This is a genomic window from Streptomyces sp. NPDC052023 (assembly GCF_044548465.1).
GTDB lineage: Bacteria > Actinomycetota > Actinomycetes > Streptomycetales > Streptomycetaceae > Streptomyces.
Genome location: NZ_JBIUBW010000004.1, coordinates 264,892 through 289,135, shown reverse-complemented (window position 1 = coordinate 289,135; position 24,244 = coordinate 264,892). Strand labels below are relative to the sequence as shown.

General features: G+C 73.4%; 18 protein-coding genes and 1 pseudogene. 6 read left to right on the top strand and 13 right to left on the bottom strand.

What is annotated here, in order from left to right; all coding sequences use genetic code 11:
- Window positions 1–19: 19 nt before the first annotated feature.
- The 5 genes and pseudogenes from ACIHCM_RS11675 to ACIHCM_RS11655 form a co-directional block, all read right to left on the bottom strand.
- Complete coding sequence (locus tag ACIHCM_RS11675) at window positions 20–550, bottom strand: methylated-DNA--[protein]-cysteine S-methyltransferase (protein ID WP_399892879.1); 531 nt, start codon at window positions 548–550, stop codon at window positions 20–22.
- A pseudogene (locus ACIHCM_RS11670) lies at window positions 547–1,943 on the bottom strand (DNA-3-methyladenine glycosylase 2 family protein). The gene ACIHCM_RS11675 and the pseudogene ACIHCM_RS11670 overlap by 4 nt, the downstream one beginning before the upstream one ends.
- A gap of 170 nt (window positions 1,944–2,113) precedes the next feature.
- Entirely contained in the window at window positions 2,114–3,205 is a 1,092-nt protein-coding gene (rsgA, locus tag ACIHCM_RS11665) for a ribosome small subunit-dependent GTPase A (RefSeq protein ID WP_399892877.1), read from the bottom strand.
- Between the two features lie 273 nt (window positions 3,206–3,478).
- Entirely contained in the window at window positions 3,479–4,972 is a 1,494-nt protein-coding gene (locus ACIHCM_RS11660) for a cellulose binding domain-containing protein (RefSeq protein ID WP_399892874.1), read from the bottom strand.
- Between the two features lie 189 nt (window positions 4,973–5,161).
- Entirely contained in the window at window positions 5,162–6,520 is a 1,359-nt protein-coding gene (locus tag ACIHCM_RS11655) for a radical SAM protein (protein ID WP_399892871.1), read from the bottom strand.
- A gap of 276 nt (window positions 6,521–6,796) precedes the next feature.
- On the opposite strand from ACIHCM_RS11655, the gene ACIHCM_RS11650 reads away from it, so the two are divergent.
- From ACIHCM_RS11650 to ACIHCM_RS11640, 3 genes are all read left to right on the top strand, one after another.
- Window positions 6,797–8,041, top strand: a complete 1,245-nt coding sequence (locus ACIHCM_RS11650) for a D-arabinono-1,4-lactone oxidase (protein WP_399892868.1) — start codon at window positions 6,797–6,799, stop codon at window positions 8,039–8,041.
- A 204-nt stretch (window positions 8,042–8,245) separates the two neighbouring features.
- Window positions 8,246–11,107, top strand: coding sequence for a glycoside hydrolase family 2 TIM barrel-domain containing protein (locus tag ACIHCM_RS11645; RefSeq protein WP_399892866.1), 2,862 nt, complete (start codon window positions 8,246–8,248; stop codon window positions 11,105–11,107).
- A 50-nt stretch (window positions 11,108–11,157) separates the two neighbouring features.
- Window positions 11,158–11,649, top strand: a complete 492-nt coding sequence (locus tag ACIHCM_RS11640) for a diadenosine tetraphosphate hydrolase (RefSeq protein ID WP_399892863.1) — start codon at window positions 11,158–11,160, stop codon at window positions 11,647–11,649.
- A gap of 10 nt (window positions 11,650–11,659) precedes the next feature.
- Here ACIHCM_RS11640 and ACIHCM_RS11635 read toward each other — a convergent pair whose 3' ends face one another.
- Together ACIHCM_RS11635 and ACIHCM_RS11630 are read right to left on the bottom strand one after the other, a co-directional pair.
- Entirely contained in the window at window positions 11,660–12,172 is a 513-nt protein-coding gene (locus tag ACIHCM_RS11635) for a hypothetical protein (protein ID WP_399892860.1), read from the bottom strand.
- Complete coding sequence (locus ACIHCM_RS11630) at window positions 12,169–13,875, bottom strand: PHP domain-containing protein (RefSeq protein ID WP_399892857.1); 1,707 nt, start codon at window positions 13,873–13,875, stop codon at window positions 12,169–12,171. The genes ACIHCM_RS11635 and ACIHCM_RS11630 overlap by 4 nt, the downstream gene beginning before the upstream one ends.
- Window positions 13,876–14,137: 262 nt before the next feature.
- Between ACIHCM_RS11630 and ACIHCM_RS11625 the strand changes: the two genes are divergently transcribed.
- A complete protein-coding gene (locus ACIHCM_RS11625; RefSeq protein WP_399892855.1) occupies window positions 14,138–14,722 on the top strand; it encodes a TetR-like C-terminal domain-containing protein in 585 nt (194 codons plus the stop codon).
- A gap of 113 nt (window positions 14,723–14,835) precedes the next feature.
- Here ACIHCM_RS11625 and ACIHCM_RS11620 read toward each other — a convergent pair whose 3' ends face one another.
- Together ACIHCM_RS11620 and ACIHCM_RS11615 are read right to left on the bottom strand one after the other, a co-directional pair.
- Window positions 14,836–15,600, bottom strand: a complete 765-nt coding sequence (locus ACIHCM_RS11620) for an isocitrate lyase/phosphoenolpyruvate mutase family protein (RefSeq protein ID WP_399892852.1) — start codon at window positions 15,598–15,600, stop codon at window positions 14,836–14,838.
- A gap of 77 nt (window positions 15,601–15,677) precedes the next feature.
- The gene (locus ACIHCM_RS11615) at window positions 15,678–17,387 is read right to left on the bottom strand and encodes a DUF2264 domain-containing protein (protein WP_399892849.1); all 1,710 of its coding nucleotides are present in this window, start codon (window positions 17,385–17,387) and stop codon (window positions 15,678–15,680) included.
- 160 nt (window positions 17,388–17,547) lie between these two features.
- Between ACIHCM_RS11615 and mmuM the strand changes: the two genes are divergently transcribed.
- Window positions 17,548–18,480, top strand: coding sequence for a homocysteine S-methyltransferase (gene mmuM, locus ACIHCM_RS11610; RefSeq protein ID WP_399892846.1), 933 nt, complete (start codon window positions 17,548–17,550; stop codon window positions 18,478–18,480).
- A gap of 17 nt (window positions 18,481–18,497) precedes the next feature.
- Here the strand turns inward: mmuM and ACIHCM_RS11605 are convergent, their stop codons facing one another.
- Window positions 18,498–20,132, bottom strand: a complete 1,635-nt coding sequence (locus ACIHCM_RS11605) for a carboxylesterase/lipase family protein (RefSeq protein ID WP_399892843.1) — start codon at window positions 20,130–20,132, stop codon at window positions 18,498–18,500.
- Between the two features lie 245 nt (window positions 20,133–20,377).
- Between ACIHCM_RS11605 and ACIHCM_RS11600 the strand changes: the two genes are divergently transcribed.
- Complete coding sequence (locus ACIHCM_RS11600) at window positions 20,378–21,391, top strand: hydroxyacid dehydrogenase (RefSeq protein ID WP_399892840.1); 1,014 nt, start codon at window positions 20,378–20,380, stop codon at window positions 21,389–21,391.
- Window positions 21,392–21,431: 40 nt separating this feature from the next.
- Here ACIHCM_RS11600 and ACIHCM_RS11595 read toward each other — a convergent pair whose 3' ends face one another.
- From ACIHCM_RS11595 to ctaD, 3 genes are all read right to left on the bottom strand, one after another.
- A complete protein-coding gene (locus tag ACIHCM_RS11595; RefSeq protein WP_399892838.1) occupies window positions 21,432–22,079 on the bottom strand; it encodes a ThuA domain-containing protein in 648 nt (215 codons plus the stop codon).
- 73 nt (window positions 22,080–22,152) lie between these two features.
- A complete protein-coding gene (locus ACIHCM_RS11590; RefSeq protein ID WP_399892835.1) occupies window positions 22,153–22,515 on the bottom strand; it encodes a hypothetical protein in 363 nt (120 codons plus the stop codon).
- Window positions 22,512–24,236: a cytochrome c oxidase subunit I gene (gene ctaD / locus ACIHCM_RS11585; RefSeq protein ID WP_399892832.1), complete on the bottom strand. Its 1,725-nt coding sequence runs from the start codon at window positions 24,234–24,236 to the stop codon at window positions 22,512–22,514. The genes ACIHCM_RS11590 and ctaD overlap by 4 nt, the downstream gene beginning before the upstream one ends.
- Window positions 24,237–24,244 lie beyond the last annotated feature (8 nt).

Genomic DNA, 24,244 nt, shown 5'->3' with positions numbered 1-24,244 from the left:
CGGCAGACGGTTCAATCGGTTAACCGGCGGCACCCACGGGCGGCAGCGCGCCCTCCAGCGTGAGCAGCCGCACCTTGCGGTCCAGGCCGCCCGCGTAGCCGGTCAGCGAGCCGCCGGCGCCGATGATCCGGTGACAGGGGCGCAGGACCAGCAGCGGGTTGGCGCCGATCGCCCCACCGACGGCCCGTACGGCGGCGCGGGGGGCGCCGATCCGTGCGGCGATCTCACCGTACGTGGTGGTCGCGCCGTAGGGCAGGGACTCGATCGCGTCCCACACCCGCTGCCGGAACGGCGTCCCGTCGGTACGCCACCGCAGCCGGAACTGCGTCAGCTCCCCGGCGAAGTACGCGGCGAGCTGCTCCCGCGCCTCGCGGAACAGCGCGGGATCGTGCAGCCAGCCGTCCTGGACGGTCCGCCCGCCCTTCTGTCCGGGCACGGAGAGGGAGGTGAGGGTGCCGTCCTGGTCGGCGGTGAGCAGGAGCTCACCGAGCGGGCTGCCGACGGTGGTCCAGTGGGTCTCGGTCACGAGGGTACGGGCGGTGATGCTCACGGGAACTCCAACTCCCCTGCGGTGCGCAGGTGCTGTACGGCATACGAGCGCCAGGGGCGCCAGCTGACGGGAACGTCCACGCCGGGCGGGGCGACGTCCGGGTCGCCCAGGGCGCGGGTGCGGATGACGGCGACGGTGGTGGCGCCGAGGCCGGGCAGGGCGAGCAGGGCGGCCTGCGCGTCGTCCCGGTCCGCGCCCGGATCGAGGCGTACGACGCCGTCGGCGAGGGCCGTGGTGAGCGTGCCCAGGGCGCCCTCGGGTTCGGCGCCGGCGAGGACGGCCGGTTCGGGGAAGAGGTGGGTCAGGGTGCCGCAGGGCGCGTCGAGTGCCTTGCCGTACCGCCGTACCAGCCGCTCCGCCGCCGGCCGCCCCACCAGTGCCCGCACCGCAAGCTCCTCCGGGTCCGCGGCGCCGGGTGACCGCAGCCCGGGCCGCGCGGCGACCAGGGGCGCGAGCCTCGGATCGGCGCCGAGCCGCCCGTCGACGGCGTACGGGTCGGCGTCGAGGTCGAGCAGCCGCCGCAGCCGCTGCACGGCGGTGGTGAGGTCCCGCTGGTCGGTGAGGTGCATCCGGGCGTCGAGCCAGCCGCCCGGGTGGGTGGCGGAGCCGGAGCTGCCGGTGCGCTCGTCGACGGCGACGATGCCGGTGCCGTACGGCAGCCGGAGGGTGCGCCGGTAGGTGCGCCGGCCGGGCGTGCCGCTCACCTCCTCCACGCCGGGCACCGCCTCGCGCGCCAGCAGGTCGAAGACGGCACCCGCGTGATACGGCCCCCGGTGCGCGAGCCGCAGCGGGATCCCGGCGCTCGGTGCGTCCGCCCGCCGGGCGGTACGTCCCCTGGGCGCGGCGGCCCGCAGTTCGCTCGGGGTGGAGGCGTACACCTCGCGCATGGTGTCGTTGAACTGCCGCACGCTGGCGAATCCGGCCGCGAACGCGATCTGCGTGATGGGCAGACCGGTGGTCTGGATCAGCACGCGCGCGGTGTGCGCCCGCTGGGCCCGGGCGAGGGCGACGGGCCCGGCACCCAGCTCCGTGGTGAGCTGCCGCTGCACCTGCCGGGCGCTGTATCCGAGCCGCGTGGCGAGCCCGGCGACGCCCTCCCGGTCCACGACGCCGTCGCCGATCAGCCGCATGGCGCGGCCCACGACATCGGCCCGGACGTTCCACTCGGCGGAACCCGGCACGGCGTCCGGACGGCACCGCCGGCAGGCCCGGAAGCCCGCTGTCTGCGCGGCGGCGGCCGTCGCGAAGAACCGCACGTTGGGGCGCTTGGGGGTGACGGCGGGGCAGCTGGGCCGCGGCAGTAGATGCCGGTGGTCTCGACCGCGAAGAAGAACTCGCCGTCGAACCGGGCGTCCCTGCTGCGCACGGCCTCGTACCTGGTGTCTTCGTCCATCACGCTGTCCAGTCTGCGCCCTGGGCAGGGGTGCGGCTGGCGGAATTCGGACGCCCTGCTGTGTGACGTGGGACGAGTTCCCCGTGGGCGGGCGGACCGGGCACGGGTGGTCGCGGCGGCGCCGCCGGGCACCGGCCGGTGCCCCCACCCGTGCCCGCCCCGGACACGTCCTACCGCCGGTGCCCCCGCTTGGCCTCCATCGCGGCCCGCCCCTCGGCGCCCTTGCGCTTCCAGTCCTTGCGGATCTCCGCCCGGAGCCGGGCGTCGGTCTTGGCCACGATCCACTGGTTCTCGCGGAGCAGCTTGCGATAGCTCTCCAGCCGCCGCACGGGCAGTTCACCCGAGTCGATCGCGGCCAGCACCGCGCAGCCCGGCTCGGACTCATGGGCGCAGTCGTGGAACCGGCAGTCCGCCGCCAGCTCCTCGATCTCCGCGAACACCTGCCCGACCCCGGTACCGGCGTCCCAGAGCCCCACGCCGCGCAGCCCCGGTGTGTCGATCAGGACACCGCCGCCGGGCAGCGGCAGCAGGTTGCGCGTGGTGGTCGTGTGCCGCCCCTTCCCGTCGGCGTCCCGGATGGCCTGCACCTCCATCACGTCCTGTCCGAGCAGCGCGTTGGCGAGCGTCGACTTGCCCGCGCCGGACTGCCCGAGCAGGACGGAGGTCCCCCCGGCGACGACGGCGGCAAGGACGTCCAGCCCGTCCCCGCCGACGGCGCTGACCGCCAGCACCGGCACGCCCGGCGCCGTCGTCTCCACGTCCTGGACGAGATGCGACAGCGTCACCGCGTCCGGCACCAGGTCGGCCTTGGTCAGCACGACCACCGGCTGCGCGCCCGACTCCCAGGCCAGGGCCAGGAAGCGTTCGATGCGGCCGAGGTCGAGTTCGGCGGCCGGCGACACGGCGACGATCGCGTGGTCGACGTTCGCGGCGAGGATCTGCCCCTCGGACCGCTTGGAGGAGGTGGAGCGTACGAAGGCGGTACGGCGCGGCAGATACGTCCGTACGTAGCGGGGATTGCCCGCGGGTTCGACGGCGACCCAGTCGCCGGTGCACACGACCCGCAGCGGGTCGTGCGGTGTGACGAAGGCGGTGTCCGCCCGCAGCGTGCCGGCGGCGGTGGCCACGTCGCACTGACCGCGGTCGACCCGGACCACCCGCCCGGGCAGCATCCCCTCGGAGTCGTAGGGGGCGAACTCGGCCGCCCACGCGTCGTCCCAGCCGTAGGGAGCGAGCGCGGCGAAAACAGAGGTGGAGGACAACAGGGAGACCCTTCACAAGGGTGGCCCCGGCGGGCGCGCGTACGGACGACGGGCGCGAAGTGTGGAGTGTGTGTCAGCCGGCGGCCACGGAGGTGGACTTGATGAGCTTCTGAAGGCGGGCAGCGCCCGGCGCAGCGACAGTCATCGGGTCGGCACCTCCTCTCCGGATACGCGGCGGGACGGCGGCGGCACGGGGGCCACGGCCAGTTGCGCCCTCACTCTAACGGGGCCCCTCGGTGGCCCGTCAACGCGTTTTCCGCACCGCCGTCCCCCTCAGGCGCGTGCGCACTCCCGCCCGTTCAGCGTGAAGTCGTAGGCCGGTGAGTTGGTGCCGCGCCAGGAGGCGAGGAAGCCGAAGGCGAGGCTGCCGCCGGCCGCGACGGTGCGGTTGTAGGCGGCGGCGGTGGCGGTGACGCGGGAGCCGTCCTGGCCGGCGCTCGCGTCCCACATCTGGCCGACCCGCTGGCCGTCCCGGAAGGTCCAGGCGACCCGCCAGTCGTCGAGGGGGCGTTCGGTGGTGACGGTGACCTGGGCCTGGAAGCCGTCGGGCCACTGGCCGACGAGTTCGTAGGTGACATGGCAGGACGGCCGGACGCTCGCGCCGGGCACCGGCCGGGTCCGCGCCGCGGTGGTGGCCGAGCCCTGGGGTTCCGGGTCTGCGCCCGCGCGCCCGGACGGTGGGGCGGAGGTCTCCGCGCCCGGCTCGGGGGCCGGTGACGCCGGCGCGGAGGGGGCACGGGTGACGGCCGGCGGGGACGGGCGGGGCGCGGCCACCGGGCGGCGGTCGGTGGGGACGGCCGGGGGCGCGGAGCCGTCGCCGGTGCCGCCCTGCGGCATCAGGGTGACGGCGAGAGCGAGCAGGGAGACGAGGACGGCGGCGACGAGCAGGCCGCCGCGCAGCAGCCGCGCCCTGCCGGCACCGGCGGGGGCCGCGTCGTCGGGGTCGGGGGTGCCGGGGCGGCCCGCGCCGAGGCGTACCTCCGCGGCCCTGCGGCGGCGCTCCAGGTAGGCGAGGCCTCCCCAGCCGATGACGCCGCCGGCGAGGGCGCCGGGAAGGCCGCCGCCGTGCAGGCGCAGACAGGCCGCGGCCTCGGCGCAGAGCACGCAGCGGGCGAGGTGCCGGGAGAGGTCGTCGGGGGTGTCGGCGACCGGCGAGCGGGTGACGGCGTCGAGGAGCCGGGCGTAGCTGCGGCACTGCGGATCCATCGGCGTGTCGAGGTGGTTGCGCAGGCAGCGGTCCCGGAACAGGCCGCGCACATCGGTGAGTTCGCCACCGACGCCGCTCGGGTCGAGGCCGAGGCGGCGGGCGACCAAGGGCAGCGGGAGGGCCTCCACCTCGGCCAGCCACAGCAGTTCGGCGTCGGGGCCCTGCATGTCACGCAGGGCGCGCAGCGCCAGCGGGCGGCGCAGCGGGGGGCCGGTGTGGCGGGCGGCCCCCTCGGAGTTGAGCCACAGTCGCAGCTCTGGGTCGAGCCGGTGGCCCTGGCCCTGCGCCTCCCAGTCGGCCGCGGTGGCGCGAACGGCCGTCAGGAGCAACGCTATTCGGGGCAGCCGGGGTTGCCGGGGCGGGCGCCGGCCGGCGTTGCGGTCCGGTCCGGACCGGGCGGTGCGGGCCTCGCGTATCCCGCGGGCGAACGCCTCCCGGGCGAGTGCGGTCGCGGCCGCGGATCCGGCCGTGCACAGGTCGGCGTAGGACAGCACCGTGTCCCAGTACTCGGAGAACAGCGCCGCCTCGGTGGCGTCCTGAGGGGTCGGCAGGTCGGGCATGGGTCTCCTGCGTCGGGCGAGGTCAACTCCCTGTGGGAACATGGGGAGTTGTGGGGAAACCTCGGGCAGGGCAAGAGCCTTTCACGGTTTCGACACAACTGACAAGCGAGGTATGCAGAACGCCGCGAGGGCCCGGTCGCGGACGAGCGCGACCGGGCCCTGGGGGATTCAGCGGGCCGAGTGCCTTTCTTACCGTGCCGCCGTAGGGGACGCCTGCTGTGCCGTCCGCTGCTCCTGCGGCTCCTGACTGGCCGGGAGGCTGTCCATGAAGGAGCTGACGGAGAAGACCGCCTGGCCGGGCCCGGGCGGGCCGTAGCCGGGCGGGGAGGTGAGACCGAAGTCGTCCATGGTGGCGCGGTAGGCCTCCAGCAGCCGGATGTGGTACTCCAGCGGCGCGCCCTGCGGGTTGGCCTTGCCGAGCGGGGTGGTGGGCTCGGGGCACCAGGTGGTGAACCGGGGCGTGATGCCGTGCGACATGAAGAACCGCAGGCCCTCGGTGGTCGAGGCGATGGCCTCGTCGACGGTCGTGAAGCCGAAGGGCTCCGCCATCTCCACGCCCGCCACGAAGTTGGGGATGACGTTGCGGGCGCCGAAGATCTCCGCCGAGTCCAGGATCCGCCTGTGCCACTCGTCGCGGCCGACGTAGCGCTCCTTGCCCGGGCAGTACATCTTGAAGAGGTACTCGTCCCACACCTCGTAGTTCGGGTGGTAGATCTGCACGCCGTAGTCCTTGAAGCGCTGGACGTCGTCGCGCGGCAGGGCCTGTGCCACCACCTTGCCGATCCAGCGGCCCGGGAAGCGCTCCTCGATGGCCTTGGCGTAGTGGCCGTAGAAGTCGGCCTCGTCCCGTCCGGAGACGGTCTTGGTGATGGCGCCGCCGGTGAGCGTGTAGGCGGTGGAAGCCTTGGCGGTGTCGTACCGGTCGATGATCTCCAGGGCCTCCAGGACCTCCTCGACGTCCTTCACCCCGGTGTACGGCCGGCCGGCCGCCTTGTGCTGGCGCCAGTTGTGATTGATGTCGCAGTACTGGCACTCCTCCTTGGCGCCGAAGTACTGGCAGACCCGGAAGACGGTGAGGTAGATCAGGTAGCCCCACTGGATGGTGGGGGCCACCTCCATGACGGACTTCCCGTTGGACAGCGTGTGCCGGTAGTACTCCGGCATCGGCGGCACACCGACGTCGGCGATGCGCCGCCCGTCGAGGTAGAGGCCGAGCAGCCCGTCCTCGCCGGCGGCGACGCGGTAGGGCGAGGCCGGGTTCACGCGCACCGACACCACCGTGCGGCGCAGGTCGTACGGGCCGCCGGTGAGAATGATCTCCTCCGGCGGCCGGCGCAGCGCCGCCTCGCCCAGCTCGGGCAGGGTGCCGTGGTCGAAGGAGAAGATGAAGTACGACTTCGGCTTCACCTCGCCGCCCTCGTTGTCGCTGAGCGCGGAGGGATCGAAGGCGACACCGCCCCGGAGCAGGTCCTCCTTGAAGACGGCTTCCCGCGGCACGTGCGGGAAGCGCTCCATCAGATCCTCGACGAGCGCGGTGCGGCTGCTCATCCCGTGACTCCTCCCTGCGACGGCCTGCTGCGGTGTTCGACTCCTCACGGTATGCCCCCCGCCTCCGGGACCGTGCAGCCGGGTCCGGCACGAGCCCTGGAAGAAGGACGAAACGGACACCGCCCGGCGGCCGCCTCCCGGTGACCTGTCGCTCCTGGTCAGGTCGGTCGCCCCCGTCGCGCGGGGGCCGGATCCGGCCCCCGGCCCCCGGGTGCCGGGAGCGGGTGATGTGCTGGTCCCCGACGTTGACACGTTTCGTCGGGAAGAGGCGACCGCATGACCGGGACCGTGACCAACTGGGCGGGCAACATCACCTACGGCGCCGAGGAGCTGCACCGCCCGGCCACGCTCGGCGCGCTGCGCTCGCTCGTCGCGGGCGGTGCGCGGCTGCGGGTGCTGGGCAGCGGCCACTCGTTCAACGAGATCGCCGAGCCGGGCCCCGGGGGCGTGCTGCTCTCCCTGGACGCCCTGCCGCCCGCGATCGACGTCGACACGGCGGCCCGCACGGTACGGGTCCCGGGCGGCGTCCGTTACGCCGAACTCGCCCGCCGGGTCCACGCACACGGCCTCGCCCTGGCCAACATGGCCTCGCTGCCGCACATCTCGGTCGCCGGTTCGGTGGCGACCGGCACCCACGGCTCGGGCGTGGGCAACGGGCCGCTGGCCGTGGCGGTGCGGGAGGTCGAGCTGGTCACGGGAGACGGTGCGACGGTGAGGATCGGCCGGGGCGAGGAGCGGTTCGGCGGCGCGGTCACCTCGCTCGGCGCGCTCGGGGTGGTCACCGCGCTCACCCTCGATCTCGAGCCGGCGTTCGAGGTCGAGCAGCACGTGTTCACCGAACTTCCCCTGAAGGGACTGGACTTCGAGCAGGTCATGGCGGCGGCGTACAGCGTCAGCCTGTTCACGGACTGGCGTGCGCCGGGCTTCCGGCAGGTGTGGGTCAAGCGCCGCACCGACCGGCCGATGCCCGCCTTCCCGTGGGCCCCGCCCGCGACGCGGGCGCTGCATCCGGTGCCGGGGATGCCCGCGGTGAACTGCACCGAGCAGTTCGGCGTCCCCGGACCCTGGCATGAGCGACTGCCCCACTTCCGCGCGGAGTTCACCCCGAGCAGCGGTGCGGAGCTGCAGTCGGAGTATCTGATGCCGCGGTCCTGCGCGACCGGTGCGCTGCACGCCCTCGACGCGATCCGTACCGTGCTGGCGCCGGTCGTGCAGACCTGCGAGGTGCGCACGGTGGCCGCCGACGAGCAGTGGCTGAGCCCCGCGTACGGGCGGGACAGCGTGGCGGTGCACTTCACCTGGGTCGCGGACATGGCGGTGGTGCTGCCGGTGGTGCGACGGGTGGAGGAGGCACTGGAGTCTTTCGGGGCTCGGCCGCACTGGGGGAAGGTCTTCGCGATGCCGGGGGCGGTGGTGCGGGAGCGGTTCCCGAGGTTGCCGGAGTTCCGGTCGCTGGTCGAGGAACTGGATCCGGCGGGGAAGTTCACCAACGCCTTTGTACGGGGTGTGCTGGGCGGCTGATCCCGGACGGCCCTCGGTGCCGCCTTGCGAACCCGCCCGGGTCCCGGTCCCTGACACGGCGAGGATGCGGCCGTCGGCAGCCTCCCGGCGTGCTGTCGCGTCATCCGGTCGGGTGGACGGCCACGGGGACCTGATCGTGCCGGGGAAGGGAACTGGAGGTGCCTCACCCGAAATCCCCGGCACCAAGGCTTACCTAGGAGACCGATGTCCCTGCGCACCACCACACCTGCCGTCGGCTACGTCGAGGACGTCGCGCCGGGTCGCGGAAGCCTCCCGCCCCGCGCCCGGTTCTCCTCCGACGCGCCCTGCGTGTCCCTGAACGGCGAATGGCGCTTCCGGCTGTCACCCACCGCCGACGCCGAGGACGACTCCTTCGCCGGACCCGGGTACGACGCCACGGGCTGGGCCGGGATCACCGTCCCCGGCCACTGGGTCCTCCAAGGGCACGGGGCGCCCATCTACACCAACCACCGCTACCCCTTTCCGGTGGACCCCCCGCGCGTCCCCACCGACAACCCGACCGGCGACCATCTCCGCCACTTCGACCTCCCGGCCGGCTGGCCGGACTCCGGTGACGCGGTCCTCCGCTTCGACGGCGTCGAGTCCTGTGCGCGGATCTGGCTCAACGGCACGGAGCTGGGCGAGTTCAAGGGCTCCCGGCTGCCGCACGAGTTCGCGGTCGGGAGGCTGCTGAAACCGGCCGGCAACGTGCTCGCCGTCCGGGTGCACCAGTGGTCGGCGGGTTCCTACCTGGAGGACCAGGACCAGTGGTGGCTGCCGGGCATCTTCCGTGACGTCACCCTGCTGCACCGCCCCGTGAACGGCGTCCGGGACTTCTTCGTCCACGCCTCCTACGACCACGTCACCGGCGAGGGCACCCTGCGTGTCGACGCCGACGTGCCCGGCCGGGTCACCGTCCCGGAGCTGTCCGTCGACGTGGCCACCGGCGAGCCGGTCACGGTCGCCGTGGAGCCCTGGACCGCGGAGACCCCGCGCCTCTACGACGGCGAACTGGCCACCGAGGGCGAGCGGGTCCCCCTGCGCATCGGGTTCCGCACCGTGACCGTCGAGGACGGTCTGATCAAGGTCAACGGAAGGCCGGTCCTCTTCAAGGGCGTCAACCGGCACGACTGGCACCCCGAGCGCGGCCGCGCCCTCGACGCCGGGACCGTGCGCGCTGACGTGCTGCTGATGAAGCGGCACAACATCAACGCGGTCCGCACCGCCCACTACCCGCCGCACCCCGCCTTCCTCGACCTGTGCGACGAGTACGGCCTGTGGGTGATGGACGAGTGCGACCTGGAGACGCACGGTTTCACCGCGCAGTCCTGGCGGGACAACCCCGTCGACGACGACCGCTGGACCCCGGCCCTGCTGGACCGCGCCGCCCGTATGGTCGAGCGGGACAAGAACCACCCGTCGGTCCTCGTCTGGTCGCTCGGCAACGAGGCCGGGACGGGGCGCGGACTGACCGCGATGGCGGAGTGGATCCACGGCCGTGACGACTCCCGCCTCGTGCACTACGAGGGAGACACCGGCTGCCGTGACACCGATGTGTACTCCCGGATGTACACCCATCACGCCGAGGTCGAGCGGATCGGCCGCGGCCTGGACGGCGGCACGCACAAGCGCCGCGGGCTGCCCTTCGTCCTCTGCGAGTACGGCCACGCGATGGGCAACGGCCCCGGCGGTCTCGCCGACTACCAGCGGATCTTCGAGTCGCACGAGCGGCTCCAGGGCGGCTTCGTCTGGGAGTGGATCGACCACGGTGTCACCCATCCGGAGCTGGGGTTCGCCTACGGCGGGGACTTCGGCGAGGAACTGCACGACGGGAACTTCGTGTGCGACGGGCTGGTCTTCCCGGACCGGACGCCCTCGCCGGGCCTGGTCGATTTCAAGAAGGTCATCGAGCCGGTCCGGATCGAGGGGGACGGCCCGTCCGGCGCGGTGCGGGTCACCAACGCCTACGACTTCGCCGACCTGTCCGCACTGGCCTTCGAGTGGTCGTTCCAGGTGGACGGCGAGACGGCCGAGTCCGGCCCGCTGTCCGTCCCGCCGCTCACGCCGGGCGAGTCGGCCGACGTGAAGCTGCCGGCACCGCCCGAGGCTCCCGCCGGCGCGGAGACGCAGTGGACGGTGCAGGCGCTACTGGCCGAGGACACGGCGTGGGGCGACCAGGGGCATGTGGTCGCCTGGGCGCAACTTCCGGTGGTCAGGCGGGAGTTCACGGCACCGGCCGCCACGGCGCCGCCGACCGCCGACGGACCGCTCATCCGGCTCGGCCCGGCCGCCTTCGACGCCCGCACGGGCGCGCTGCGCACCATCGGCGACATCGAGGTGACGTCACTGCGCCTCGACGTCTGGCGCGCCCCCACCGACAACGACAACGGCGCCCCCTGGCAGCCCGACGCCCGCCACGCCCCGCGCTGGCGCAAGCTCGGCCTGCACCGGATGCAACACCGGCTGGACGGCGTGGAGCCGGGCGAGGACACGCTGACGGTACGCACCCGGGTGGCACCCGCGGCCGCCGAGATCGCCCTGCGGACGGTGTACCGCTGGACGAGCGACGGAACCCGGTTGCGGCTCTCCGTCTCCGTGACGCCCGAGGGCGACTGGACCATGCCCCTGCCCAGGCTCGGCATCCGCTTCGGCCTCTCCTCGGCCGACCGGGTGACGTGGTTCGGCGGCGGCCCCGGTGAGGCGTACCCCGACACCAGGTCGGCCGCCATGCTGGGCCGCTGGCACTCCACGGTCGACGAGATGCAGACCCCCTACGTCCACCCGCAGGAGAACGGCGCCCGCGCCGACGTCCGCCGGGCGGAACTCGGCGGGCTGCGCATCGACGGCGACCCGGAGTTCTGGTTCACCGCCCGGCGCTGGACGACCGAGCAGCTGGACGCCGCCACACATCTGACCGACCTCACGCCCGGCGGGACGGTGTGGGTCAACCTGGACCACGGTCAGACGGGCATCGGCTCCCAGTCGTGCGGCCCCGGCCCCCTCCCCGAGTACCAGCTGCACGCACGGCCCAGCACGTTCGGCTTCGTCTTCACGGAGATCGGCTGAGCGACGGTACGAGGCCCCGGGTGACCCCGGGCCTCGTACACTTCACGGCCATGACCGAACCGCACACTCCCACGACCGACTGGCGCGGCGACCGGATCGGCAGCGCACTGCGCGGCGAGAACCCGACCGTGCTGCGACGCCTGGACGCCGGCTTCGCGGTCATCGGTGATGTGCAGTTCCTGCCGGGCTACTCGGTGCTGCTCGGCGACGACCCGGCGATCGGCCGGCTCTCCCAGCTGCCGAGGCGGCGGCGGCTCGCGTTCCTCTCCGACATGGACCGGCTGGGCGAGGCGGTGGAACGCGCCTGCAAGCGGTTCGATCCGGCGTTCCGCCGGGTCAATCTGGAGATCCTCGGCAACACCGACGCGTTCCTGCACGCCCACGTCTGGCCCCGCTTCGACTGGGAACCCGCCGATCGCGTGCACCTGCCGGTGTGGCTGTACCCGCGCGACCACTGGGCGGACGAGCGGCACGCGCTCGGTCCGCGGCACCTCGCCCTGCGCGAGGCGATCGGTGAGGAGCTGGACGCGCTGCCCGCCTGAAGGCCGGCCCTCAGTGGTCCGCGCAGCAGGGGGTCGGGTCCGGTACCTCGAAGGGCGTCAGGGTTCCCCCGGCCGCGGGCTGGACGGTGAGCACCAGTGCGCCTCCCTGCCACTGGGGCCGCACGTGGTCGCGGGTGACGACGGGAGTTTCCCCAGCGGGTGGCCCCGTGGTGCCCAGGACGGTCACGCTGTCGATCGCGGAGCGGGACAGCAGCTCCGCGATCGACAGCGTGCCGGTGAGGTGGGCCATGCCGGGGTAGAGCACGGCGCGGCCCGCCGCGTCGGGGGCCCCGTCCGTCACCACGTGGCCCCTTGCCGTCAGCCCCTCCCGGGTTGTCAGCAGGACCTCCTCCGACTCCACCGCGAAGGACAGCGCGACGCGCGGCCGCTCGTCACGTACGAGGTGTGTGCAGCCGAACGTGCTCTCGGGGAGGGCGAGTTCGGCCGCCAGCGCGAGCAGGAGGTGGTCGGTCCCGCGCAGGTCCTTCAGGCCCGCGTCGACGGTGAGGACGTACGGCGTCACGAGGGCAGGACCCACACCGGGTTGGAGTAGAACCACAGGTCCAGCCACGGGTCGGCGTCACCGACGACGTCGAGGGCCGGGCCCGCCGGGTCGACGGCCGGGCCCATGGCGCCGACGGCGCCGCGGTTGCCGTCGGTGCCGCGCAGCCGGACGTAGACGGGGCGGTCGACCTTGCCGAGGTCGTAGGTGAGGCGGACGGTGCCGCTGGACCTGTCGACCTCGTAGGACTTGACGACCCTGGCGGTGGGCGCGGTGAAGGTGTCCTTGTCGGAGACCTCGCCGGTCACGTCGCCCTGGATGACGTCGACGCGGGCCAGGGCCGGGAGGAAGCCCGCCCAGTTGGGGCCGCCGGCCAGGGCCACGTCCACGGTGAGCGTGACCTTCGTACCCTTGCGCACGTGCAGGGCGCCGCCGAGGGTGGCCCAGCGGCTGCCGCCGGAGACCCGGACGTCGAGGCCGCTGATGAGCTGGCCGTGGTCGACCCAGATACGGCCCGCGCGGATGCCGTCCATGACGGCGGCGTAGGAGAAGCCGTCGGCGCCGACGTGGGTGCGGCTGTAGTAGCCGGGCCAGTAGTCGCCCTGGCTGACGTCGATCTTCCCGGCGTAGACCGGGTCGTCGTAGCGGCCGTTGGCGTTGAAGTCGCCGCCGCCGCGCGCCGCGGTGTCGGCGTAGACCTGGTGGGAGTCGGAGTTGGCGGTGATCCACCAGGGCTTGCCCTCGGCGAGGAGGCTGTCCCACAGACCGCCGACGGTGGCGGTCATCCAGTCGAAGCCGCCCCAGGTGCGGTAGCTCTCCAGCGGGTAGCCGGCGAAGGAGTCCGCGCTCGGGTTGTTGTCGTAGATGCCGCGGGCCCGGCCCATGCCGAGCGGTGCCGGGAGGCCGGCGGCCTGGTGGCCGGGCGCGCCCTCGAAGCCGACGGCGATCTGGTGGCTCGCGGGCGTCGCGTCCCGCCAGGCGCGGATCTCGTGCGGGGAGTCGACGCCGCGCCGCGCCGGGTGGTTGGCGAGCATCAGCGCGTCCTTGACCTTGCGCCGCCTCACCTGGTCGGAGAGGAAGGCGAGGCCCGCGACGGCCAGGGCCTCGTTGGCGGGCGAGTTGCCACTGGCGCCCTTGACGCTGCCGTCGTAGTCGGTCTCGAACTGCTTGAGGACGGAGACCTCGTTGCTGCCGGGGTGCACGAACACCGTGCCGTGCTCGGCGGCCGGGATGTTCCACTCCAGGCCCTGGAAGACGAGGGTGTCCTCGTAGGCGGCGCGGGCCTGCCGGATGTCCGGGTTGACCTTCTCCACACCGATCTTGGCGTGCGTGGCGCTGCCGTGGTCGGTGATGACCAGCCAGTCCATGCCGTGCTTGGCGCCCTGGCGGACCTGGTCGACGACGCGGTACTTGCCGTCGCTGCTGTACTGCGTGTGGATGTGGTGGTCACCGGCCAGCCACAGGAACCCCTTGCCGCGGCGGCTGCGGGGGGCGGCGGCAGCGGGCGCGGCACCCGTGGCGGCGGCGGCGCCCGACAGCACGCCGCCGGCGGCCAGGCCCGCGCCCAGCAGACCGGCGCGGCGCAGCAGCGAGCGGCGGGACCGCTGTTCGGGGGTCAGCGCGTCGTCGGGCACGGCAGTGTCGAACGCGGCCGGCAGAGCCGTGTGCTCGTGGTCGTGGTCGTGTCCGTGGTGGTGATGCCCGGGTCCGTGGCTGTGCCCCATGATGCGCCTCCTGGATCAGCGGCGCCCCTGCGCCGTGCCGAGGAGAATCGAGGCAGCAGATGAACTTTCCACGACCCCCGCGTGTTCACCGGGCGTCATGGGGACGGATGCTCGCCCCCACCCGCAGCGGTCCCCTCAACTGGTCCTCGCACAACGGCACTTACAGCCGATTCGAGGCGCCTCCCCCTCCCTTGCAGCACTAGGCAGTAACCTAAAGCTCCTAGGTCCGGACGGGATCCGGGAATGAGGACAGGAGGTGACCGTGGCCAGGGCAGGCCTCACCGCCGGCCGTCTCGTCGCGGCCGCCGCCGACCTCGCCGACGAAGTCGGCTTCGACAACGTCACCCTCTCCGCGCTGGCCCGGCGCTTCGGTGTCAAGGACGCGAGCCTGTACTCGCACGTCCGCAGTCTCCAGGACCTGCGCACCCGCATGGCACTGCTGGCGGGCGGCGAGATGATCGACCGGATCGCGGCGGCGGTGGCGGGGCGGGCAGGCAAGGACGCGCTGGCCGCCTTCGCGGGCGCCTACCGGGAGTACGCGCTTGCCCATCCCGGCCGGTACGCCGCCACCCAGGTCCACATCGACCAGGATGTGGTCGCCGCCGCCCCCGCCATGCGCCGCACCGCCGAGATCACCTACGGCATGCTCCGCGCCTACGGCCTGGAGGAACCCGATCTCACCGACGCCGTACGGCTGTTGCGCAGCAGCTTCCACGGTTTCTGCGCGCTGGAGGCCTCCGGCGGCTTCGGCGCGCCACGGGACCTGGCGACATCCTGGGAGCGGGCCGTCGACGCCCTGCACATCGCCCTGGAGCACTGGCCCGCACGCTCCGCCCCGCAGCCGTAGGGGCGCCGGATCGACCGTTCGGCCCGCGTCTGCGCAGGAGTCCGTGAGCGCCTGTCGTACGACATCGAGACCGGCGGGACCTGGAGCAGGCGCCGCCGCCCGCCGTGCCCGCCTCAGTTGCTCAGCGCCTGCACCTCGGCGTAGCTCGGCGCCGGGCCGTGGGGCGTGCGGCCCTCCCGTACCTCCGCGACGGCCTCCAGGGCCGCGCCCAGCGCGCGCCGGTAGAGCAGCGAACCGAGGCTGACGCGGCGCACGCCGAGGTCGGTGAGCTGGGTGAGGGTGGGGCCGGAGGGCGAGTGGAGGACGTTGAGGGGCGCGTCGAGGTGCTTCACGAGCGCGGCGATCCGGGTGGGGTCGGCCAGTCCGGGAACGAAGACGCCGTCCGCGCCCGCCTGTTGGTAGGCGTCGAGACGGGTGAGCGTCTCCTTGCGGCGGTCGCCGGCGCCGAGCCAGTACGTGTCCGTGCGGGCGTTGACGAAGAGACCGGGCGCGGCCGACTTGACCGCGGCGATCTTCGCCGCGTGCCGGGCGGCAGGTCCGAGGCCGTCCTCCAGGTTGACCCCGACGGCACCGACGACCGCCAGCTGCCGCGCGAACTCCCCCACCTCGTCCGGATCCTCGCTGAATCCGCCCTCCGCGTCGACGGAGAGCAGGAACGGTCCCCGGCCCAGCGTGAGGGCCAGCCGCAGCGTCTCGTCACGGGTCGCCGCGGCCCCGTCGGGCAGCCCGGCGGCCGCGGCGACCGCGAGGCTGGTCGTGCCGACCGCCGCGAAGCCCTGTGCCGCGAACGCCCGGGCCGAGGCGTGGTCCCAGGCGTTGGGGAGCAGCAGGGGGTGAGCGGAGTGGTGGAGTGCGGCGAAGGGGGTCGTGAGAGCCATGACCGCACGCTAGGCGGGGATCGCTTCGGCTCCGGCCGAACTGTCGCGGCACAGGCGGCCGGCGACGACGCCCGGTCTCACCCGGCCGTGACCGTCCACGACGACACTGCCGACGCCTCGTCCGGCACCGTGAAACGGAAGCGCGCGGTCGATCCGGAGCGCCACCGTACGTGCAGCTCGTAGGTGTCACGCACGTCCACCGAGACCAGTCGCGCAAGCGGCTCCGGGTCCGTCTCCCCGGTCAGGCGCGCGAGGGCGACGAACAGTCCGGGGGTGCCCGTGATGGTGCCGGTGAGGGCGTCGTCGAGCCCGGCGGCCGGGACGAGTTCGGCGCGCAGGCCGTCCTCGGCCGCCCACCCCGTGACCCGTACCGGGGTCCCGGCCGCCGCGCCCGCCACCAGATGCGCGCGCACCTCCACCGCGCCCTCGGCGGCGACCAGGCTGGTGACCCGGATCCCGTCCCGGACGGTGTGCCGGGAGGCCGCCCAGCCCTCCCCGGCGCCCAGCGGCACGATGTCCGTCCGGCTCGCGTCGTCCCCGACGATCACGCTGTTGTCGTACGACTCCGAGGGCGCCGTCACGGTCGAGTAGGCGAGCCGCGTGTAGTACGGGTCGTAGCGCGCGTCCTCGCTGCCGTGGTTGTGGAGCCGGACCACGCCGTCCGAGCGCGTGGACTGCACGAGCCAGTTGGGCGGCCCGACCGGCGTCACCGCGTCGTCCCGGTCCGCCGGACCCGGTTCCTCGGTCGCCGTCCAGACCTCGTGGCCGGGGGGCAGAAGGAGCCCGAGGAAGCCCTTGCCGGCCCAGTACGGCGAGGCCGGACCGGAGTACCTCTGCACCAGCGCCTCGTCGGGGCCGTGCCAGCCCAGGGTCAGCAGTCCGTGTTCGTCCACCGCACCCCGGTCCAGGAAGTACCGGAGGGCGCCCGAGGCCAGCCGCCGTGTCTCCCCCGGGGTGAGCGGGGTGTGGCCGGTGAGCGCGCCCAGCCACAGCGGGGCCGCGGCGGCGAAGCGGTAGGTGAGGGAGCGGCCCTGGTGCATGGGGGCGCCGTCGGCGCCGAACAGGCGGGCGTAGCCGTCGAGAAACCGGGCGAGCCGGCCGCCGTACAGCTCCAGCAGCCGGCGGTCGCCGGCGAGCCAGGCGTGCAGGACCGGGTAGAGATGCATCGCCCAGCCGTTGTAGTGGTCGAACTTGCGTCCGTCCCCGTCGGTGTACCACCCGTCCCCGGCGTACCACTCCTCGATGCGCTCCAGCCCGCGGTCGATCACCTCGCGGGAGGCCTCCGTCTCATGGCCGACCTCCTGGAGGAACCCACCGACCGTCACGGGGAACAGTTCCCAGTTGTTCGGCCAGGGCCGCGCCGTGAGCGCGTCGGTGAGCCAGGCGGCCGCCCGCCCGCGTACGCGCTCGTCGAGCCGGTCCCACAGCAGTTCGCGGGTCAGGCGCAGGCCGAGGGCGATGGACGCCGCCTCGACCAGGGGCTGGCTGCGGTCCCGGACGCGGGGCCAGACGCCGGCGACGCCCGCCGCGAGCCCGTCCGCGTACCGTTCGAGGACCGTGCCGTCCCGCCGGAAGGCGGCGAGCAGCAGCGTGCGGGCGTAGCCCTCCAGGCCGTCCGAGAGCCTGCCGGAGGAGCTGGTGTGGTCGCCGGGCAGGTGGTAGAGGGCGTGGTCCTTCGTGGCGTACGGCACCACAGCGGCGAGCAGGCCGTCGGCGGCGGCCTCCCAGTGGGCACGGGTGTAACCGGTGCGGGGGCTCGGGGTGCGGTCGTCCGGGGGCAGGTGCATCGGCAGGCTCCCTTGCGGCTGGGCCGGGCGTCCCGGTTCCGGTCGGAACGCCTCAGGAGTTCATCCCACCCGCATCGTGCCCCGCGGCACCGGACGCCGGGCGGTGAGGGGGTCCCCGGCCGGCGAGGGAGGCGGCGGGGACTTCGGTTAGCGTCGTGACATGAGCAGCGACCCGCCGCACGACCCTCCCGGCCTCGCCGGAGCCCTGGCCGCCGGGACGGTCGTGCTCGACGGCGGCATGTCGAACCAGCTGGAGTCGGCCGGCCACGACCTCGGCGACGAGCTGTGGTCGGCACGCCTGCTCGCCGAGCGCCCCGAGGCGGTCACCGAGGCGCATCTCGCGTACTTCCTGGCGGGCGCGAGCGTGGCGATCACCGCCAGCTACCAGGCCACCTTCGAGGGCTTCGCGGGGCGCGGCATCGGCCACGACCGGGCGGCCGGACTCCTCGCGCTCAGCGTGCGGTCGGCACGCGAGGCGGCCGCGCGGGCGAGGGCGCACGGAGTCGGCCGCCCGCTGTGGGTGGCGGCCTCCGTAGGACCCTACGGGGCGATGCTCGCGGACGGCTCGGAGTACCGGGGCCGGTACGGGCTGACGGTGGCGGAGCTGGAACGCTTTCACCGCCCCCGGCTGGAGACCCTCGCCGCCGCCGGTCCCGACGTGCTGGCTCTCGAAACGGTTCCGGACACCGACGAGGCGACGGCCCTGCTGCGGGCGGTGCGCGGACTCGGTGTGCCGGCCTGGCTGTCCTACACCGTGGCCGGCGACCGGACCCGTGCCGGACAGCCGCTCGCGGAGGCCTTCGCCCTGGCCGCCGGTGTGGACGAGGTGATCGCGGTGGGCGTGAACTGCTGCGCGCCGGAGGACGTCGGCGCCGCCGTCGCGCTCGCGGCCCGCGTGACCGGCAAGCCGGTGGTGGCCTACCCGAACAGCGGCGAGGTCTGGGACGCCCGGGCACGCGCCTGGAGCGGCGGCTCCATGTTCACGCCGGAGCGGGTCGCGGGCTGGCGCGACCATGGCGCCCGTCTGATCGGCGGGTGCTGCCGGGTGGGCCCGGAGGCGATCAGGTCCGTCGCGCGGACGCTGGCGGATTGATCGCAGGGGGCGCGCGGTCAGGTCCGGCGGACGCCGCCGGTGCGCCGCAGGAGCCGTACGACCGACCGCAGGTCCGCGGTGCGGGCAGGCGTACCGTCCGCCGCCGGGGCGGACGCGTCTACCCGCCTGCCGGGATCGGCGGTCCACAGGGCGAGCTCCCGGTCCCGCGGACCGTACGCGGTGTACGGCTCCCGGGCCGGCCCCCGCTGCCCCTGCTCGCCCCGCACTCCCTGCTCCTCCTGCCCGCACTCGCCGAAGATCCGCACCGGATGCGAGTCGTCCCACGGCTGCCAGCCCGGGTCGCCGTCGGCCGCGAACCGCACCCACGCCGAGTGCATCGTGTCGGCCAGCTCCGCCGGCGCGCCCCAGCCGGCCAGCTGGGCCGATTCGGGGACCTCACCGGTGTCGAAGACGAAGCCCAGCTCCAGGGCGTGGCAGGCGCCGAGCCCGGGAAGCAGCGACGGCCAGGCGAACTCGTAGACGTACGCCGAGCCGGGGCGGGCGCCGGCGAGCCGGTGCAGCGGCCGGCGCAGCAGGTGGTCGGTGACGAGCTGACCGACGATCTCGGCGGTGCCGGCATCGGGGTCCAGGGCGCGGTAGCCACGCGGCACCTCGTGGCCGCAGCGGCAGCGGGCCATCGCGCCGGCCAGGGCGAGGGCGCCGAGCCGGTCGACGCGGTCCACCAGACCGCCGGGCACGAGCCAGAGGCGGTACTCGTCGCGGGTCCAGCCCATGAGCAGCTCCACGCCGGGCGCGGCCGTCCCCTCGACCAGCGCCTCCAAGGGATCGCGGGGTACGAGGTCGCCGTCGACGACGATGCCGAAGGCGGGTCCGCCCACCACCGGGCTGCTGCGGCGGCCGGCCTCGGCCTGGCTGCGCAGGAGCAGTTCGCGGTCGACGGCGGCGAAGGCCTCGGCGGTCGCGGGCACCTTCAGCCGGGCCGCCATCCGGCGCACCATCCGCCGCACCTTGTCGCGCTCGGACACCTCGGGTGGCCCGCTCTGCAGGACCGCCCGCCGGAACAGGCCCTGTGCCTGCGGTGCGGCGATCAGGGCACCGGCGCTGATCGCCCCCGCCGACTGACCGGCGAGGGTCACACGGCCGGGGTCACCGCCGAACGCCCGGATCGCTTCGTGCACCCATTGCAGGGCTGCGAGCTGGTCCCGAAGGCCGGCGTTGGCGGGCGCGTCCGGGAACAGCCCGTACCCCTCCACGCCGAGCCGGTAGTTGACGGAGACGAACACGACACCGTCACGTGCGAAGGTGCGCCCGTCGTACACGGGAACGCATGACGAGCCTCTGGTCAGGGCGCCGCCGTGCAGCCACACGAGCACCGGCAGGCGGGCTCCGGGAGCGGGTTCGGGGGTCCAGACGTTGAGGTTGAGGCAGTCGTCACCGGGGATGACCGGGTCGCAGAGGTAGTGGGCGAACGCCTCGGAGTACGGCGGCTTGGGCGGCGTGGGGCCGAAGGCGCCCGCGTCGCGCACCCCGTCCCAGGGCTCCGGCGGCACGGGCGGCCGGAAACGGTTCGGGCCGAAGGGCGGCGCCGCGTACGGGATGCCACGGAAGACGGCGACGCCGTTCTCGTGACGGCCCCGCACGGCCCCGTACGGCGTCCTGACCACGGGGGCCGCCCGTTCTGATGCCGTCATCCGCCCACCAGCCCTTCCACCGCGCCCGTGCACCGCTCAGGTCAGAGCATCACATCATCGGGATGCGTTCCGCCGCACGAGCGGGGATTCGGGGCCGTCGGCTGGGCTGATCGGCGTACCTCCGCGTCCGCAGGGAGACGTGGGTCCCTCGCGTGGCCGGCGCACGCGGACCTACCGTGGAAAGAACCTGTCGGAGAACGCTTTTCCGCGGCCCCGCCACCTCTCCCGCACGCCCCAGGAGGGTCATGCCCAGCGTCCCGCTTCCCAGGGCCGTGTTCGCCATGGATCCGGTGCACCTCCCACTGCTCTTCCCCGCTCGGCTCCTCGCGCGGCTGCGGCGGGCGGCCGAGATCGATCCCGCGCTCGTCGCGCGGGACTTCGCCGACCCCGGCGCGGCGGCGGCGCTGTCCGGCGCCGAGGTGCTGATCACCGGCTGGGGCTGTCCGCGTCTGGGCGACGACGTCCTGGCGGCGGCCCCCCGACTGCGCGCCGTGCTGCATGCCGCCGGCTCCGTCCGCTCGCTCGTCGGCGAGGCCCTGTGGGAGCACGGCGTCACCGTGTCCAGCGCCGCCGACGCCAACGCCGTGCCGGTGGCGGAGTTCACGCTCGCGATGATCCTGCTGTCCGGCAAGGACGCCTTCGCCCACCGCGAGCGTTACCGCACCACCCATGCGCGGCCGTCGGCCGCGCAGACAGCGGGAACCGGGAACCTCGGCCGCCGCGTCGGCGTCGTCGGCGCCTCCCGTGTGGGCCGCAGGCTGCTCGAACTGCTGCGGCCGCACGACTTCGAGATCCTGCTCCACGACCCCTGCGTGGACGCCGCGGACGGCGCGGCGCTCGGCGCCCGCCCGGTGCCGCTGGAAGTCCTGCTGCGCGGCAGCGACATCGTCACCCTGCACGCCCCCGAGGTCCCCGGGACGCGCCACATGCTGAACCGGGGCCGCCTCGCCCTGATCCGGGACGGCGGCGTACTCATCAACACCGCACGGGGCGCCCTCGTGGATCACGGCGCCCTCACCGACGAACTGGTGGCGGGCCGGCTCAGCGCGATCCTGGACGTCACCGAACCCGAGCCGCTCCCTGCGGACTCCCCCCTCCACACCCTTCCCAACGTCTTCCTCACCCCGCACATCGCGGGTTCCCTCGGCAACGAACTGGAACGCCTCGGCCGCGTCGCCGTCGAGGAACTGGAACGCCTCACGGCGGGCCTCCCGCTCGCCCACGCGGTGCGCCGAGCGGACCCGCCACGGATCGCCTGACGCGCCGCGGCGCGCGGCACGGGCGGGCACCACGGCCGCTCTACTCCAGCCCCGCCGCCCAGCGGATGCCGCCGAGCAGATGAGCGCGGAAGTCCGGGTCCCCGTAGGCCTCGCCGGCGTGGCCGAGGGCGGTGTAGAAGGCGCGTCCTGCGCCCTGTTCGCGGCACCACACCAGGGGATGGCCGTCACCCATGCCGCCGCCCTCGTACGAGGTCTCGTCGGCGGTCACCAGGACGCGCGCCGAAGCGTCCGGGCCGGCCCGGAAGTCGTACCACTCGTCGGTGAAGTGCCAGACGGCGGGCAGATGCCGGGTGGCGGGGTGGTCGTGGTCCGCCACGAGCGCCGTGCCCGGCTGGTAGGCGGGGTGGCGGGCGAAGCGGGCGCCGAGCAGTTCGCCGTAGTAGGGCCAGTGGTACTCGGTGCAGGCCGCCGCGTGCACGCCGGCGAAGCCGCCGCCCGACTCGACGTACGCGGCGAGCCGGGCGCGGCCGGGCGGGGTGAGGACCTCGCCGCTGGTGGAGAGGAACAGCACGGCGGCGTAGTCGTCCAGCGGGGCCTCCAGGGCCGCCGGGTCCTCGGTGTGCTCGGCGTCGAAGGCCCCGAACGCGTCCACCGCGGCCACGGCGTCCGGTATGGAGTCGTGGCGGTAGTCGGTGGTGCGGGTGTAGACGAGGAGTCGCGGGGCCATGGGACACGAGCGTAGAGGCGAGCGGCCGGGCGTGGGCGGCGGTCCTGTGCGCCGCCCACGCCGGCGTCATGACTCAACGGAGCAGCAGCACGGCTGCCGAGCAGCATGCGAGCAGAAGGCACGCGCCGGCGGTGTGGACTCTCAGCAACATCTGGCGCAACTCGGCGTAGCGCGCCTCGTATTCGCCGCGGAGGAGCTTGGCCCGGTCGGCGGTGGCCTGCAGGGCTTGCCGTGTGAGCCCCATGCGCTGCTCCACGTAGTGCCGGCTGAGGTCCTCCGCCTGCCCGGTCGTGAGCCAGGGCAGGCGGCCGCACAGGGCCGCTGCCTCGGACCGTGCCTGCCCCAGCTCCGCCTGTGCGAGGAGAAAACCCTCGGCCTCGTTGGCGAGTACGGCGCCCTGCGCCTCCTCGGGGCCTCGGGAGCGGCCGGCTCTCATGACCGCTCGCTTCCGGGCCGGGCGGCCACCCTGCCGTGGTCCTCGAGTTCGTACTGCTGGCTGATGTCGGGGTGGTGCAGGTCGAACGCCGGGGATTCGCTGCGGATCCGCGGCAGGGTGAGGAAGTTGTGCCGCGGCGGCGGGCAGGACGTCGCCCACTCCAGGGAGCGGCCGAAGCCCCAGGGGTCGTCGACGCCGACCGGCTTGCCGTACTTGGCCGTCTTCCACACGTTGTAGAGGAACGGGAGCATCGACAGGCCCAGCACGAAGGAGCTGATCGTCGAGACCATGTTCAGGCCGGTGAAGCCGTCGACGGCCAGGTAGTCGGCGTACCGGCGTGGCATGCCCTCGGCGCCCAGCCAGTGCTGGACCAGGAAGGTGCCGTGGAAGCCGATGAACAGCGACCAGAAGGTGATCTTGCCGAGCCGCTCGTCGAGCATCTTGCCGGTCCACTTCGGCCACCAGAAGTGGAAGCCGGCGAACATCGCGAAGACGACGGTGCCGAAGACGACGTAGTGGAAGTGCGCCACCACGAAGTACGAGTCGGAGACGTGGAAGTCCATCGGCGGCGAGGCCAGGATGACGCCCGTCAGACCACCGAAGAGGAACGTGACGAGGAACCCGGTCGCCCAGAGCATCGGTGTCTCGAAGGACAGCGAGCCCTTCCACATCGTGCCGATCCAGTTGAAGAACTTCACACCGGTCGGCACCGCGATGAGGAAGGTCGTGAAGGAGAAGAACGGCAGCAGCACACCGCCGGTGACATACATGTGGTGCGCCCAGACCGTGATGGACAGACCCGCGATCGCGATGGTCGCCGCGATCAGACCGGAGTAGCCGAACATCGGCTTGCGGGAGAAGACCGGGACGACCTCACTGACGATGCCGAAGAACGGCAGCGCGATGATGTACACCTCCGGGTGCCCGAAGAACCAGAAGAGGTGCTGCCACAGCAGTGCTCCGCCGTTGGACGCGTCGAAGATGTGCGCGCCGAACTTGCGGTCCGCCTCCAGCGCGAACAGGGCCGCCGCCAGGACCGGGAAGGCGAGCAGGACCAGGACACCGGTCAGCAGCACGGTCCAGGTGAAGATCGACATCCGGAACATCGTCAGGCCGGGGGCGCGCATGCAGATGATCGTGGTGACGAAGTTGACCGAGCCGAGGATGGTGCCGAAGCCGGAGAAGGCCAGGCCCATGATCCACATGTCGGAGCCGACGCCCGGCGAGCGGACCGCGTCCGACAGCGGTGTGTAGGCGAACCAGCCGAAGTCGGCCGCCCCCTGCGGGGTGAGGAAGCCGGCCACCGCGACCAGGGAGCCGAAGAGGTAGAGCCAGTAGGCGAACATGTTCAGCCGCGGGAACGCCACGTCCGGCGCGCCGATCTGCAGCGGCATGATCCAGTTGGTGAAGCCGGCGAACAGTGGCGTCGCGAACATCAGCAGCATGATCGTGCCGTGCATCGTGAACGCCTGGTTGTACTGCTCGTTCGACATGATCTGCGTACCCGGGCGGGCGAGCTCGGCGCGCATGACCAGGGCCAGCACGCCGCCGATCAGGAAGAACACGAACGACGTGGCCAGGTACAGCGTGCCGATCGTCTTGTGGTCGGTGGTCGTCAGCCACTTGACCACGACGTTGCCGGGCTGCCTGGCCCGGACCGGTAGCTCATTCGCGTAGTAGCTCTCCGCCGCCGAGTCGTGCGGTTCGTCGAGAATGCTCACGGGCTGCT

What these genes read in the sequence shown, in the direction of transcription:
- ACIHCM_RS11660 (WP_399892874.1), bottom strand. Translation starts at nt 4,972, where the DNA reads ATGCCCGACCTGCCGACCCCTCAGGACGCCACCGAGGCGGCGCTGTTC.
- ACIHCM_RS11655 (WP_399892871.1), bottom strand. Translation starts at nt 6,520, where the DNA reads ATGAGCAGCCGCACCGCGCTCGTCGAGGATCTGATGGAGCGCTTCCCG.
- ACIHCM_RS11650 (WP_399892868.1), top strand. Translation starts at nt 6,797, where the DNA reads ATGACCGGGACCGTGACCAACTGGGCGGGCAACATCACCTACGGCGCC.
- ACIHCM_RS11645 (WP_399892866.1), top strand. Translation starts at nt 8,246, where the DNA reads ATGTCCCTGCGCACCACCACACCTGCCGTCGGCTACGTCGAGGACGTC.
- ACIHCM_RS11640 (WP_399892863.1), top strand. Translation starts at nt 11,158, where the DNA reads ATGACCGAACCGCACACTCCCACGACCGACTGGCGCGGCGACCGGATC.
- ACIHCM_RS11630 (WP_399892857.1), bottom strand. Translation starts at nt 13,875, where the DNA reads ATGGGGCACAGCCACGGACCCGGGCATCACCACCACGGACACGACCAC.
- ACIHCM_RS11620 (WP_399892852.1), bottom strand. Translation starts at nt 15,600, where the DNA reads ATGGCTCTCACGACCCCCTTCGCCGCACTCCACCACTCCGCTCACCCC.
- ACIHCM_RS11615 (WP_399892849.1), bottom strand. Translation starts at nt 17,387, where the DNA reads ATGCACCTGCCCCCGGACGACCGCACCCCGAGCCCCCGCACCGGTTAC.
- mmuM (WP_399892846.1), top strand. Translation starts at nt 17,548, where the DNA reads ATGAGCAGCGACCCGCCGCACGACCCTCCCGGCCTCGCCGGAGCCCTG.
- ACIHCM_RS11605 (WP_399892843.1), bottom strand. Translation starts at nt 20,132, where the DNA reads ATGACGGCATCAGAACGGGCGGCCCCCGTGGTCAGGACGCCGTACGGG.
- ACIHCM_RS11600 (WP_399892840.1), top strand. Translation starts at nt 20,378, where the DNA reads ATGCCCAGCGTCCCGCTTCCCAGGGCCGTGTTCGCCATGGATCCGGTG.
- ACIHCM_RS11595 (WP_399892838.1), bottom strand. Translation starts at nt 22,079, where the DNA reads ATGGCCCCGCGACTCCTCGTCTACACCCGCACCACCGACTACCGCCAC.
- ACIHCM_RS11590 (WP_399892835.1), bottom strand. Translation starts at nt 22,515, where the DNA reads ATGAGAGCCGGCCGCTCCCGAGGCCCCGAGGAGGCGCAGGGCGCCGTA.